Below are 13,434 nucleotides of genomic sequence, written 5' to 3' on the forward strand. Positions count from 1 at the left end.
TTCCCTCAAAGTGATCTACTATTTGGCGCAGCTATTTAGCGTATAGCGCGCCTGGCCAATAATTCATTGCATAGTATAATGAATAAAACACGTTAATTATGAAATGTCTTATTTATTGGCGTACAACTACAAAAATAAATATTTAGCACTACAGTATTTCTGGTTTGGCGATATCTGTGATTTGTGCTAAATTTTTACACGTGCGGAGGATTTCGCCGTACCCCGTTATAACGTATATATGAAACAATAAGTGAGGAAACCGTGGGTATTATTTCCTGGATTGTGTTTGGTTTAATCGCGGGCATTCTGGCTAAGTGGATCATGCCGGGAAGAGATGGCGGCGGTTTTATTATGACCGCTGTGCTTGGTGTTGTGGGTGCCGTAGTAGGCGGCTGGATCAGCACGCTCTTCGGTTTTGGTCGAGTAGACGGTTTCAACTTTGGTAGCTTTATCGTCGCTGTTATCGGCGCGCTGGTTGTGCTGTTCATTTATCGCAAAGTTCGCAGCTAATTTGTCCGCGTTTACCCGAAAAACCCGCCGCGTGCGGGTTTTTCTTTGCCTGCAAAAGGATGACGAATGCTATAATTACCGGTATTAACGTTAACAGGAGAGCGGTTATGGCGTCTGGTTGGGCTGGCGATAGCGCAGTGCAGGAACAAATCGAAAGCACCGTACAGGATGCGGTTGACCGTGCTCGCGGCGCGTTACCACAGGGAGGCGAAAGCCTGCATTATTGCGATGAGTGCGGTGAACCCATACCGAAAGCGCGCCGGGCGGCTATTCCTGGCGTGCGGCTGTGTATCGTTTGTCAGCAAAAAGAAGATGAACGGCAAAAAATATTTTCTGGTTATAATCGGCGTGGTTCAAAAGACAGCCAGTTAAGATAATGATTGTATAAAAGCATTATTTACCGGGTAGTTTAACTTCCGTCATATTTATTTTCATACTTTGCTGATTGACTTAATCATGAGTATTTTTAGGCGATAATACCCGTTATCCCGGTATTACCGTTGAGTCATTCCCGGCACATCGGATTTGCTTAACAAAGCGGGCCGTCTAGACTGACAGGATTATTGTTTAGCGTGGAGAGGCGCGTGGATATTATTACAGGGGCGCAGCTTAACGTGCCGGATGCGGTATTTGCCTGGCAGTTGGACGGGAAGGGAGGCGTTAAGGCGATTGCGGATAATGATGTCTATGACAGAAGCCATCCCTGCTGGCTGCACCTTGATTACACTCAGCCTGAAAGCGCGCAGTGGCTTGCCACCACCACGCTGCTGCCTAATGCGGTACGTGATGCACTGGCAGGTGAAAGCAGTCGCCCGCGCGTGTCGCGCCAGGGCGAGGGGACGTTAATCACTCTGCGCTGCATTAACGCCAGCACTAATGAACGCCCCGAACAACTGGTGGCTGTGCGTATTTATATTGATGAGCATTTAATTGTCTCTACCCGTCGTCGTAAGGTACTGGCGCTGGACGATGTGATAAGCGATCTCAATGAAGGCACAGGCCCGGAAAACAGCGGCGCATGGCTTGTAGAGGTGTGTGATGCGCTTACCGATCATACCAGCGAGTTTATCGAGGGGCTGCATGATAACATTATGGATCTCGAAGACAGTTTATTGGACCAGCAGGTGCCGCCGCGCGGCACGCTGGCGCTGATTCGTAAACAACTTATCGTCATGCGCCGCTATATGGCGCCTCAGCGCGACGTTTACTCCCGGCTTTCCAGCGAGAGGCTGCGATGGATGGATGATGACCAGCGCAGACGTATGCAGGACGTCTGCGATCGCCTTGGCCGTGGTCTGGATGAGATTGACGCCTGTATTGCCCGCACGGCAGTAATGGCCGATGAGATTTCTCAACTCATGCAGGAATCGTTGACACGGCGCTCGTATACCATGTCGGTGATGGCGATGGTCTTTTTACCGAGTACGCTGCTTACCGGGCTTTTTGGCGTCAATCTGGGGGGGATACCCGGCAGCGCCTGGCGTTACGGTTTCGCTGTTTTTACGTTATTGTTAGCGTTATTGATAGCGGGCGTTATGTGGTGGTTAAGGCGAGGTAAATGGTTGTAAGGTTTAGCTATTTGCTTTAATGGAATAACAGAAAGCGTACTAAATCTGATCGAAGTCAATAATTGCAAGGGCAAATAGCGGCATTATCCCTTTCGCAGGTGAATGCAACGTCAAGCGATGGGCGTTGCGCTCCATATTGTCTTACTTCCTTTTTTTGAATTACTGCATAGCATAATTAATTCGTACAATGCCGGCTTAAATAAAGTCGGTTTTTTTTTATCTCTTTTGCGCCTGAGCTTCTACCCTTTAAAGACCAGGTTGTAAGTCAGGAGGTAAGAATGTACTCATTTTTACGCATGAGTGACCCGATCCCCGTCGATCCGACGCCCGTTCCGGAGCCGATACCCCAGCCGCAGCCCACTCCCGACCCGCCGCCCGATCCAACTCCGGTTGTCGATCCGCCGCCGTATGCCTGAGCATAAAATCGCTCCCCCCGCTGCCGGGGGGGAGCGTTACATTATTTTACTTCCAGTACGTCCAGGCGCTGTGGCGCGTCTTCATCTTCCGTGCGCCAGCCGTTGGGTATCGTGGGAATATCTTCCCGGTCAAATGCCAGATCGCCCCCGTCAATCACTTCGCCGCCGTGCACGATACCGGCAAAGTCGAACAGTCCGGTATCGCATAAATGAGAAGGCACCACGTTTTGCATTGCGCTGAACATGGTTTCGATGCGTCCGGGGTAGCGTTTATCCCAGTCGCGCAGCATGTCGCCAATTACCTGACGCTGTAAGTTGGGCTGCGAGCCGCACAGGTTACATGGAATAATGGGGTAGCCTTTAGCCTGGGAAAAGCGCTCAATGTCCTTTTCCCGGCAGTAAGCGAGCGGGCGAATGACAATATGTTTACCGTCGTCGCTCATCAATTTTGGCGGCATTCCTTTCATTTTGCCGCCGTAGAACATATTTAAAAGCAGCGTTTGCAGGATATCGTCGCGATGGTGGCCAAGCGCGATTTTGGTCGCGCCCAGTTCGCTGGCAGTGCGGTACAGAATACCGCGGCGCAGGCGCGAACACAGTGAGCAGGTGGTCTTGCCTTCCGGGATCTTCTCTTTCACGATACCGTAGGTATTCTCTTCGACGATTTTGTATTCCACGCCGAGGCTGTCGAGGTAATTCGGCAAAACGTGCGCCGGAAACCCGGGCTGTTTCTGATCGAGATTTACTGCTACAAGGCTGAAGTTAACCGGGGCGCTCTGCTGCAGGTTACGCAGAATTTCCAGCATGGTGTAACTGTCTTTCCCCCCGGACAGGCAAACCATGATGCGATCGCCTTCCTCAATCATAGAAAAATCGGCAATCGCTTCGCCTACGTTTCGGCGCAGGCGCTTTTGCAATTTGTTGAGATTATACTGTTCTTTTTTATTATCTGTTTGATTTTCTTTCATTTTAATTTATCTCTGAAACCAAAAAAGCATATATGGGGCAATTTTTTTTACAGCGCCAGCCTATTGTTGAGCGCCATTACCCCATCACTATTCAGAACTTCAATCCATGCACCGTAAACCTCACAGATCCTCTATGCGGTTTCATGTCCACCAGGCTTGCAATAAACGATGGGCCACACTGGCTGACAGGCGTCAGCAGGCAAATATATGCCGCGTATGGTACGGATTACGACGGCGAATACCAGCACGTTTTATGTGTGGCGCACCCTCTCGCCCTATGCCCGACGCTGTCATACGGCTTTTGCTTTGCGAAACTGTGCGTAAGGCGTTTGTCGGGATGAGGGTTGAAAGGGAAGAATGCCAGCTCCCTCCTGACTTTAGACTGGTTGAGATTTTACCGGCAGAGAACAAAACCGGCCTTATATGAAAGATTCGCATGATAACAATACGTGAAAAAGGCCGGGTACATCCGTTTCGTCAGGCGCTTTTTCAGGAAGCTGTTTAGAAACCCTTCAGAAGATACTCAACATATTTCAGTGAATATTGCTCAGGTTAGCTACCTGCAGTTATGCCGGGGTCGGAGATATTTTACGCGCGCGGCAGGCAAGCCTTTTCGCGCACGTTAATATAACTTTGTTTAGCGTTTTGCCGCAGAGTTACGTTAGCGCAAAGGTCCCCCATTCATGGATAATCAGAAAAAATGTCTCTCCGGCGGCGGGCGGCATTTGGGTCGCGCTAATTTGTAGCAATACCGGCTGTCCTTGCCACTCTACGGTGACTTCATACTGCGGCCCCATATACACCACCTGCCTGACGGCGCAGCGCTGGCTTTCCGCGCCTTCATGACGCAGTGAAATGGCCTCAGGGCGCACGCCAAGCAGGCACTCGCCTTGCTGCGTGGATGCGAGATTTTCCGGGCGCGGCAGACGATAGCCCAGCACGTCCACGCTGTCGCCACTAACGCAGGCAGGAAAAAAATTTGCTTCGCCCATAAATCCGGCCATAAACCGTGACACAGGTTGGCGATAGAGCGTTTGCGGCGCGCCCATTTGCATAATACGCCCCTTATTCATCACAAGCACCGTATCGGAGACGGCGAACGCTTCACTCTGATCGTGCGTGACATACAGCGAAGTAATATTGAACCGGGTCTGTAGCTCGCGAATTTTATCGCGCATACTGCGCCGCAGGTTAGCGTCAAGGTTTGACAGCGGTTCGTCAAACAGCAGTACCTTAGGTTTGAGAATAAGCGCGCGCGCCAGTGCGACGCGCTGCTGCTGGCCGCCGGAAATTTGATCGACAAAACGATTTTCATAACCGGCTAAATCCACAAGTTCCATCGCTTCGCTGACCCGCTGCCTGATTTGTGCGCCCGACACGCCGAGCATCTTCAGTCCGTAACCGATATTTTCGCCAAGCGTCATATGCGGGAACAGCGCGTAGGACTGAAACACCATACAGATATCCCGCTTTTGAATGGAAAGATGCGTCACGTTTTCACCGTCAATAAAAATTTGCCCTTCATTCGGCCTCTCCAGGCCTGCGACCAGGCGCAGCACCGTAGTTTTACCGCAGCCGGAAGGACCGAGCAGCGTGACTAACTCTCCTTTGGGAATCGCCAGGTTCAGCGAATCAATGACCGTATTGTCGCCAAAGCGTTTGCTGACATTGCGTAATTCAAGAAAGGGCATGACTAAACTCTCCATCAGGACAGATTTCTGGCGCGGGAGCGGGACGTGCGAGCCTCGCCAATGAGCCAGTCAAAAAAGAAAATAATCGCCAGCATCACCACAATCAGAATGGAGCCGTAGGCAATGGCAATGCCGTATTCGCCGTCCTCTACGCGGTTGAGGATATAGGCGGTGGCCACGCGGGTATCCGGCGTTACTAAAAATACAATGGCGCTGACGGTAGTGATGGCGCGTACAAAGCTGTAAATCAGTGCTGAAAGCATTGCCGGGCGCAGCAGCGGTAGCAGGATATGAGTGATGGTGCGCAGCGAACCGGCGCGCAGGCTAAGCGAGGCTTCATCAAGCGATTTATCTATTTGCCCCAGCCCGGCAATCCCGGCACGAATGCCTACCGGCACATTACGCATCACCATTGAGATAATCACTATGGCTGCGGTGCCAGTGAGGTAGACCGGCGCGCTGTTAAACGCCAGCAGGTAGGAGATGCCTGCCACCGTGCCGGGTACTGCAAAGCAAAGCATCGTGGTAAATTCAATGCTCTTTTTACCGCGAAATTGCTGGCGCGCTACCATCCAGGCGATAAGAAGGCCAAATACGGCGGTGATGGGGGCTGCGATACCGGCGTACAGCAGTGTATCGAGCAGTGAAGGCCAGGCGCCGTCGCTCATGCCCTGGCCGAATAGCTTGATGAAATTATCAAGCGTGAGTGAATAATCCACGCCCCAGTTCACCGTAAAGCTGCCGTAAAAAATGCTGCCGTAGAGCAGCGCGTTAAACGCCACCCAGACTGCCAGGATCGCATTTACGCCGCCGATAAGCGCGCGCGGCAACGGTTGTACGTCGCCGCGGTAAGATTTGCCGGAAACCGTTACGTAAGAGCGTTTGCCGATCCACAGATACTGAATACAAAACACCCCCAGTGAAAACAGCAGCAGGAAAGCGCCGAGCGTGCTGGCGGCCTGGTAGTCGAGCTGTGAGCCGGTAATATAGAAATAGATCTGGGTGGCAAGCACGTCAAAGTTGCCGCCAAGGACCAGCGGGTTGCTGAAATCCGCCAGCGACTGCACCACCACAATCAGAAAAGCGTTAGCCAGCGCCGGGCGCAGCAGCGGGATAAACACATTAAAGAATGTTTGCCAGCGGCTGGCGCGCAGCGTGTAGGAAGCCTCTTCCTGAGAAGGATGAATGGTTTTAATCGCGCCGTCCAGGATCATAAACGCCATTGGCGTGAAAGCCAGCACCTGCGCCAGCCAGATACCGGTAAATCCGTACAGCCAACTGGTGTTGGTTAAACCGAACGTTGTCAGCCACTGGGTGACGTAGCCGGCGCGGCCCATCATTAGCGTCACGCCAAGCCCCACTACAAACGGCGGCGTGACGATCGGCAAAATGGAAAACACGCGGCCAATGACGGCGCTGCGTTTGGCAATGCGCGTAGTATAAATTGCCAGCACCAGCCCAAAGAAAGTGCAGCCTGCGCCGACGGCGGCGGCCAGCAATACCGAGTTGATAATGATCCGCATGATATGCGCCTGCGTCAGCACGCCGAGAAACGCCAGTGGGGCGAATGCGCCGCTCTGGTCTTCAAACATGGGAATAAAAATCGCCACGCTGGGCCAGACGATGAATACGCCAATCAGCGCAATAATGATCAGCAGCACGCCGATGACGAAGCGGTCGCCGCCGAGCCATTCCCGTCGCGACAGCGCAAGCGTTATAACAGCGCCAAGCGCGATAAACAGCGCAACGCTGGCGTAACCCAGCCCGCGGCCCGTTAGCGCGGCGCTTGCGATGACGAATGCCATGCACCCCAGCGCCCAGCCGGCGTCAAACAGGTGGCGGCGGCTGTCTCGCCCGGCGGGCGTGAGCGGGCGCAGCAGCAGCGCGCAGGGCAGCAAAAACCAAAGCAGACTAATATCAAGCGATGCCCAGCCGTAGGCCTCCAGGATTTCATCGCGCGTAGATGCCAGCAGGCCGTAATCCAGGCTCCAGCAAGGTAGCAGCACAAAGGCGAGCCAGGCAAACGCCAGCCAGCCGAAAATAGCATCCCGGCGCGGCGGGACGCGTAATGATAACGTTTCAGACATAATGTGCCTCATCGGCGGTATCGAAAGAGCGCGGCGTTAGCGCCGCGGCTTGTGTTATTTTCCCATTTTTACTTCACTGACCCACTTGCCGATCAGCGCCTTGCGCATCTGCGTTGCGCCATAAGTATCCATATCGTAATCAATCAGCTTTAGCGCATTGAGCCTGAGCGAATGCGGCGAGCTTTGCGCCGCGGTATTGGTGAGGATCTGATAGGATTTGCCTTTCCGCCAGGCAAGCTCCTGCGCTTCCTGTGACAGCACCCAGTCAACAAAAAGTTTTGCGTTATCGGCGTTGCGCGCGCCTTTGATTATGCTTACGCCGCCAGTTTCGTAGCCGGTGCCTTCGCACGGCGCCACCAGCGTTAGCGGCGCGCCGTTTTCTTTTTCCAGCGAGTAGTCGTGTAAAAAGCCGATACCGATCGCGGTTTCGCCGCGCGCGGCATTACGCGCCGGAGCGATACCGGATTTTGTGTACTGAGAGATGTTATTGTTCAGCGCCTTAAGATAGCGAAAAGCGTCGTCTTCACCCCACAGTTGTACGAAGGTGGCGAGCGCGGTGTAGGCGGTGCCGGAGCTTTGCGGGTCGGCAAACTGAATTTCACCTTTATATTCCGGCTTTATAAGGTCTTTCCAGCACTGCGGCGTCGGCAGGTTCTTCTCTTTAAGGCGCTCGGTATTGACGCCAAAGCCGAGAATGCCGATGTAAACTGCAGATGAGTAGTTGCCTTTACGCCTGGCCGGATCGCGAAATTTGGGCAGCACCTGCGCAAGTTGGGGAGAAACGTAAGGCGTAAGTAAATCCATCTCGCCGGCCTGAGAATGCGGATCGAGCGTGCCGCCATACCAGACATCGGCCTGCGGATTCTTTTTTTCGGCGTCGATTTTTGCCAGCGTGCTGCCTGAACCGTTGCGGATAAATGACGTTTTGACGTCATACTTTACGCCAAATGCTTTGGCTTGCGTTTCACACAGTTCGTTGGTTGCGCTGCAATAGATGACCAGACGGCCTTTGGCCTGGACGGCGTGGCCAAACGTCGCCAGCGTCAGCACGGCGGAAATGAAACAGGTTAACGGTGTGACTTTCATTTTATTGTCCTTATTGTTGTGGGTCAGGGTAAAAAACGCGGCGATTGGGGGTATCCGGCGTTTCTTCGGCCGCCAGCAGTAGCGGCATAAGCAGCACGGCAATCAGTGTCGCTGCCGCCGTCAGCGTGATAAACATACCCGGCCACCCGTAGCGCTCAATAACGAGCGCCAGAGGCCATCCCGCCAGCGCTGCGCCAAGGTAAGCAAACAGCCCAAGAAAACCGGTGACTGATCCTGCTGCATCTTTGTGGCAATACTCTACGGCTGCCAGCCCGGTCAGCATCTGCGGACCAAATACGAAAAAGCCGCAGCTAAAAAATATGGCCGCCAGTAGCGCATAATGGTGAACCGGCATCAGCCACAGCGCGCAGACGGTGATAAACATGCCCAGCGCGAAAAGCAGGATCATTGGCGCGCGCTGGCCGCGAAACAGCAGGTCAGACCCCCAGCCTGCGAACAGGGCGCCCAGCAGGCCGCCTGCCTCAAACAGTATGACGGCTGCATTGGCGCCCAGCAGGCTTGCGCCGCGCCCTTCCGCCATCCAGATATTGCCCCAGTCGTTAAGCGCGATACGGATGAGATAAACCAGAACGTACATCAGGCCCAGCAGCCAGATGGCGCGGTTCGCCAGCACGCTGTCGCGCAACATGGGCCACAGCGGCTGCGGCGGGCTTTGCCGCTGCTGGCGGAGCTCCAGCGCATCCTGACGCCATTCGCCTATGCAGGGTAACCCCTCCTGCTGCGGCGTGCCGCATAGCCGGGTGCAGAGCCACATACCTGACGCTATTGCGATAATGCCCGGGGCCATCAGCGCCGCCCGCCAGCCCCAGAGGCTTGCCAGCAGCACACATAATAGCGGCAGCAGCGCGCCGCCGATGTTGATAGACATATTCCAGCATCCCCACCACAGGCCGCGCTCGTTGCGTGAATACCACTGCGTCAGCAGCCGGGCGCATGGCGGCCAGCCCCAGCCCTGAAAGAAACCGTTCAGCGCCCACGTAGTTAACAGCAGCGGCAGGTTGTCGCCCAGCGCGAAAACAAGGTTTAATATGCCGGTCGCAACCAGCCCGGCCCCCATAAATTCGCGCGGTCCGTAACGGTCATACCACAACCCACAGCCAAACTTCGACAACCCGTAAGCGGTGTAAAACAGCGTGCCGAGCAGGCCGATATCCGCCTTGTCCAGCGCCAGCGCCTGCTGCATATCCGGCAGCGCTACGTTGAGACTTTTGCGCGTGAGGTAAAACGCGGCGTAGCCTGCCGCCATTGTAATCAACAGGCGCGCACGCCAGTAGCGATAGCGCTGGTTGATTTCTTGTGGCGACAGCGGTTGCGGCATAGTCCCTCCCTGTGAGCGTTTGTGACTATAAAGCAGAGAATGTGTAAAAAGATGAGCGCCAGTCTGAGCCGCCCAGGACTTATTCCTGGATGATGGCGTTTTTATTGGTGAAATGTGGGCAGGTTAACAATTATGCGCGTCCCGTTGCCGGTTTCGATGGTAAAGCTGCCGCCGAGGGCGTGGATGCGTTCGCGCATACCGTGCAGTCCCATGCCTTTGTGTTCTCCCGCAGGGATGCCTGTGCCATCGTCGCGTACATCAAGGGTAATCGCTTTACCGCGCTGCTCCAGCCGCAGATGAATGCGTTGGGCGTGGGCATGACGGGCGATATTGTTCAGCAATTCCTGAACCAGCCGATAGAGCGTGAACAGCACGGTATCATTTTGGGGCGCCTGGCGCAGGCGATAGTCAAGCTGGCAATGGATGCCGCGTTCGGCAAAGGCGAATTCGGCTATCAGGTGCTGGAGCGCCTCATGCAGGCCTATTTCTTCCGGCACAGGTGGGCGAAGCTGGCGCAAAAGCCGGCGCGTAACGCTGTGCATACGTAGCGCCATCGCCTCAATCGACGCCGCCGCCTGTTGCGCGCCGGGAATATCCGTATAGCGGGCCACCAGCCGGGACTGAATCTGTATGGCCGTGATATTTTGACCAATTTCGTCGTGCAGTTCTCGTGCCAGTATTTTGCGCGTCTCCTCTTCCGTATGTACCAGCCGCTCCATTAGCTGGCGTTTGGCGTGCAGTTCGGTTTCCAGCCGCAGGCGATAGTGCTGCAAACGGGAAGTTAAATGCTGCTGACGGCTGACGGCAATGCCTACGCCCATTCCCAGCAGCGCCTGCGTGGTCAGATACAGTTCCATTTCCGTAAGGCTTGCAAAACCGACGCCAAACTGACGGGCAAGGGTAATGACCAGACTGCCGATCAGGGCGGCGAGCACGCCGCCCTGCCAGCCGAAACGCCATGCCATGACCACGTTTGGCAAAAATACCAGAATCAGCAGCAGTCGCTCCATTTGCGGCGCGAGCGTAAGCAGCGCGCCTGCGCCAGCGGCGAAAAACAGGCTGCACCATAACAGCAAAGACGTGCGCAGCGGCGGGCTGGTTTGCCCGGGAAGCTGCTGGCTGACCCGGTGCTGGCGGTATAACGCATCCCATACGAGCCATGCAAAAGGCGCCATAATTGCGCCGCCGGTCAGACTGGCGAGAAAAGTGGGGACGGGCTGTCCCAGGTTGAGGGCTATCGCCAGCAGCGCACAGATAAACGCCGCCGCCAGAAGCAGCGACAGACGTTGCCAGTAAAGGTCAAAACGTTGCCAGTAGCGCTGCGCTGCCAGCGCCACAGGCAGCCACAGCAGCGGCGCGAACAGCGTGCCGGGTTGGGTTATCAGCCCGTGTCGATGAAGCCAGCCGGAGAGCGCCAGCGGTGTTAACAGCAGAACCGGCCAGAAGTGGCGCGGCAGTAAAATTAGCAACGCCAGACCCACGCCGCCGGGTAGCAGCAGGGCCGCGTGCATATCACTTCCGAGCAGCCAGAAGCTGATCGTCCACAGCGCCAGCCAACATGTCCCCCAGGCAAACAGCATAAACAGCGACAGTGCGGCGTATGTCAAATACTGGCCCATCAGCAATGCGCCAGCAGATTGTTCTCCAGCGCAAAATGCACCAGTTCAATTGTAGTGGCGCACTGCAGCTTGCTGAGTATGCTGGCGCGATGGGCATGTACCGTTTTATGGCTTAACGTCAGGGCGTCGGCAATGCGGCGCACGCTTTCGCCGCGCACCAGCAGGGTGAAAATTTCGCGTTCACGCGGCGTCAGCGCTTTTAGCGCGCCGACGGGTTGTCCGGCTGTGCGCATAGCGCTGAGCGCTTCGGCGCACAGGTAGTGGCCTCCCGCGCCGACTGAACGCACGGCCTGCACCAGCTCCTCCGGGCCGCAGCGTTTGGTCAGATAGCCGCAGGCCCCCGCCTCAATGGCGTTTTGTACAAAGGCGGGCGTATCGTAAATGCTCAGAATAATGGCGCGAAAATGGGGGCGGCGAGCGCGTACCTGGCGCAACAGACTCAGGCCGTCGCGCTCAGGCATGGCGATATCCATTACAGCCACGTCCGGCGTGCTGCGCAGTAGCCAGGGCAGCGCCTGAGCGGCATCGCCGAACTGGGCGATAACATCAATATCGGCTTCCAGATTCAGCAACTGGGCGAAGCCGGAACGCACAACGGCGTGGTCATCAATTAATACTACGGTGATCATGGCATCAGGACAGTGTAAAGAAACATGGCGCTATCATGCGCAGGAAAAGCGGCTATTCAACTCCTGCTAAAGCGATCTGCTATGAAGGTAACAAAACAAAAACCTCGCTTGCTGCTATTGCAAGTTTCATTTGCGCGAATGTAATGGCGCCCATATAACCCTTAATCACTAACTCCTCAGCGAGCGTAATAAAGGACAAAGGTTGTGATGGCCGACGGGTTAATAACATAAGCGGAATGAGTGGCGTCAGGCGAGTGGTCGGCGCTGATGGGAGTGAGGGAAAAATAATGGTTAACAGACGACAGCCGGGCGCCCCTGTGTTGGGCTGGATAATTTTGTTTTGCTGGATAGCTGCGCTGACGCTGACCGTGGCGGCCAGGAAAAATAACCTGCCGGCATTGCAGGTCGTGGCGATATTCCTGACGACAGCGCTGCTGTGCCTGTGGTTGGTTTACTACTATGCCAGTCCGGGATTTGGGAAAAAGGAGCGCGCCAGGCTCAACCGATACTGGCCGCTGCGTGGCAGAGGGCGTGTTAAATCGCTGATGCGCTGGAGTTGTACCACAGGCGTACTGACCGGGCTATGTCTGCTGACGCTCTTTAGCGGCGTGACGGACAAACAGCTATGGATAATGATGGGCGGCGTCACTCTGCTTGCCGCCGGTTGCCTGCTTCAGTTTTCATTGTTTTGCCGCCGGATGTTGCCGGCTGCGACAAAGTCGCTGCTGTGGCGCCTGTTTTTATTTATATATGGCGCGGTGTTGTTTATCGCAAAAATCCTGGCCGGCGGGTTTCTCCTCGAATATATGGAGATAAGCTCCGCAGACTTGCCCAATCTTGCCTGGTCCGTTGCGCTTTTTTTTTCCATACCGCTGTTTATTCTCGTCAGCTATCCGCTGGTGTTGTTTTTATCTGAATGGGTTGCCGGCAGGGTAACGCGCAGGAAAGCGTTTTTTAAACAAATGGGCCATGTGCAGTACATTCTTATCTGTATGTTTATTGGCGTGGCCTGGGTGCTGTATCTGGCAAAGGGGGTGTTTTTGATGGAAACGCTGGCCCGGGCGCTATACAGCTACGATACCCGCAGCACTATGCGTTGCAACAATCGCTACCAGACGCTTTATCCCTTTGACGCGCAGGCGCGGTATTTCCCGCTCAGTGATGGTACGCATCGGCTGTTTTATCCGAAAGGAAAGGAATTTTTCGTCGCTGTGGTGACGTGCGATAAAGACGGCGGCATTAACTGGTATGAGGTGAAAACCCGCAAAGATCTGGACCAGGAAGACGCGGCGTTACGAGCGCCCCAAAAGAGATAGCAAACTGGCCCCAAAAGGGGCCGACCAGATTGTTGACATAAGCGAGCGAAAGCGCGTTTTTGCCCGCTTTGTGGTTTATCAGGTTAATTGGGTTGCCATAACGGGCCGAAACCGCTCGGCCCGACGTTTGCCCTGCGCCACATCGTCCTGAAAGGGCCGGGCGGTATTTATACCCATCTGAACACCACCTCCTGTGGAGGTGGTC

Annotated in this window: 12 protein-coding genes; 5 read left to right on the forward strand and 7 right to left on the reverse strand. The window is 54.9% G+C overall.

The window, feature by feature from the left end; translation table 11 throughout:
- The first annotated feature begins 261 nt into the window (after positions 1 to 261).
- The 4 genes from JJB97_RS16610 (at position 262) to JJB97_RS18855 (ending at position 2,494) form a co-directional block, all read left to right on the forward strand.
- On the forward strand, positions 262 to 510 hold the full coding sequence (locus tag JJB97_RS16610) for a GlsB/YeaQ/YmgE family stress response membrane protein (RefSeq protein ID WP_238715176.1): 249 nt from the start codon (positions 262 to 264) through the stop codon (positions 508 to 510).
- 107 nt (positions 511 to 617) lie between these two features.
- A complete protein-coding gene (locus JJB97_RS16615) occupies positions 618 to 887 on the forward strand; it encodes a DksA/TraR family C4-type zinc finger protein (RefSeq protein WP_238715178.1) in 270 nt (89 codons plus the stop codon).
- A 207-nt stretch (positions 888 to 1,094) separates the two neighbouring features.
- A complete protein-coding gene (gene zntB, locus JJB97_RS16620; RefSeq protein ID WP_238715179.1) occupies positions 1,095 to 2,078 on the forward strand; it encodes a zinc transporter ZntB in 984 nt (327 codons plus the stop codon).
- 296 nt (positions 2,079 to 2,374) lie between these two features.
- Entirely contained in the window at positions 2,375 to 2,494 is a 120-nt protein-coding gene (locus JJB97_RS18855; RefSeq protein ID WP_451923556.1) for a hypothetical protein, read from the forward strand.
- A 41-nt stretch (positions 2,495 to 2,535) separates the two neighbouring features.
- Here the strand turns inward: JJB97_RS18855 and ttcA are convergent, their stop codons facing one another.
- From ttcA to JJB97_RS16655, 7 genes are all read right to left on the reverse strand, one after another.
- Complete coding sequence (ttcA, locus tag JJB97_RS16625) at positions 2,536 to 3,462, reverse strand: tRNA 2-thiocytidine(32) synthetase TtcA (RefSeq protein ID WP_238715180.1); 927 nt, start codon at positions 3,460 to 3,462, stop codon at positions 2,536 to 2,538.
- Between the two features lie 656 nt (positions 3,463 to 4,118).
- Positions 4,119 to 5,153 (reverse strand): ferric ABC transporter ATP-binding protein, encoded by a 1,035-nt coding sequence (gene fbpC / locus JJB97_RS16630; protein WP_238715190.1) that lies wholly within the window; start codon positions 5,151 to 5,153, stop codon positions 4,119 to 4,121.
- A gap of 14 nt (positions 5,154 to 5,167) precedes the next feature.
- Entirely contained in the window at positions 5,168 to 7,240 is a 2,073-nt protein-coding gene (locus JJB97_RS16635) for an ABC transporter permease (RefSeq protein ID WP_238715181.1), read from the reverse strand.
- Positions 7,241 to 7,294: 54 nt separating this feature from the next.
- On the reverse strand, positions 7,295 to 8,326 hold the full coding sequence (locus tag JJB97_RS16640) for an ABC transporter substrate-binding protein (protein ID WP_238715183.1): 1,032 nt from the start codon (positions 8,324 to 8,326) through the stop codon (positions 7,295 to 7,297).
- A 10-nt stretch (positions 8,327 to 8,336) separates the two neighbouring features.
- Entirely contained in the window at positions 8,337 to 9,665 is a 1,329-nt protein-coding gene (gene uhpC, locus JJB97_RS16645) for an MFS transporter family glucose-6-phosphate receptor UhpC (protein ID WP_238715185.1), read from the reverse strand.
- 101 nt (positions 9,666 to 9,766) lie between these two features.
- Positions 9,767 to 11,284 (reverse strand): MASE1 domain-containing sensor histidine kinase, encoded by a 1,518-nt coding sequence (locus JJB97_RS16650; RefSeq protein ID WP_238715186.1) that lies wholly within the window; start codon positions 11,282 to 11,284, stop codon positions 9,767 to 9,769.
- Positions 11,284 to 11,913: a response regulator transcription factor gene (locus JJB97_RS16655; protein ID WP_238715187.1), complete on the reverse strand. Its 630-nt coding sequence runs from the start codon at positions 11,911 to 11,913 to the stop codon at positions 11,284 to 11,286. The genes JJB97_RS16650 and JJB97_RS16655 overlap by 1 nt, the downstream gene beginning before the upstream one ends.
- A gap of 287 nt (positions 11,914 to 12,200) precedes the next feature.
- Between JJB97_RS16655 and JJB97_RS16660 the strand changes: the two genes are divergently transcribed.
- A complete protein-coding gene (locus tag JJB97_RS16660) occupies positions 12,201 to 13,229 on the forward strand; it encodes a hypothetical protein (protein ID WP_238715189.1) in 1,029 nt (342 codons plus the stop codon).
- Positions 13,230 to 13,434 lie beyond the last annotated feature (205 nt).

Source organism: Tenebrionibacter intestinalis, from assembly GCF_016632365.1.
Lineage (GTDB): Bacteria > Pseudomonadota > Gammaproteobacteria > Enterobacterales > Enterobacteriaceae > Tenebrionibacter > Tenebrionibacter intestinalis.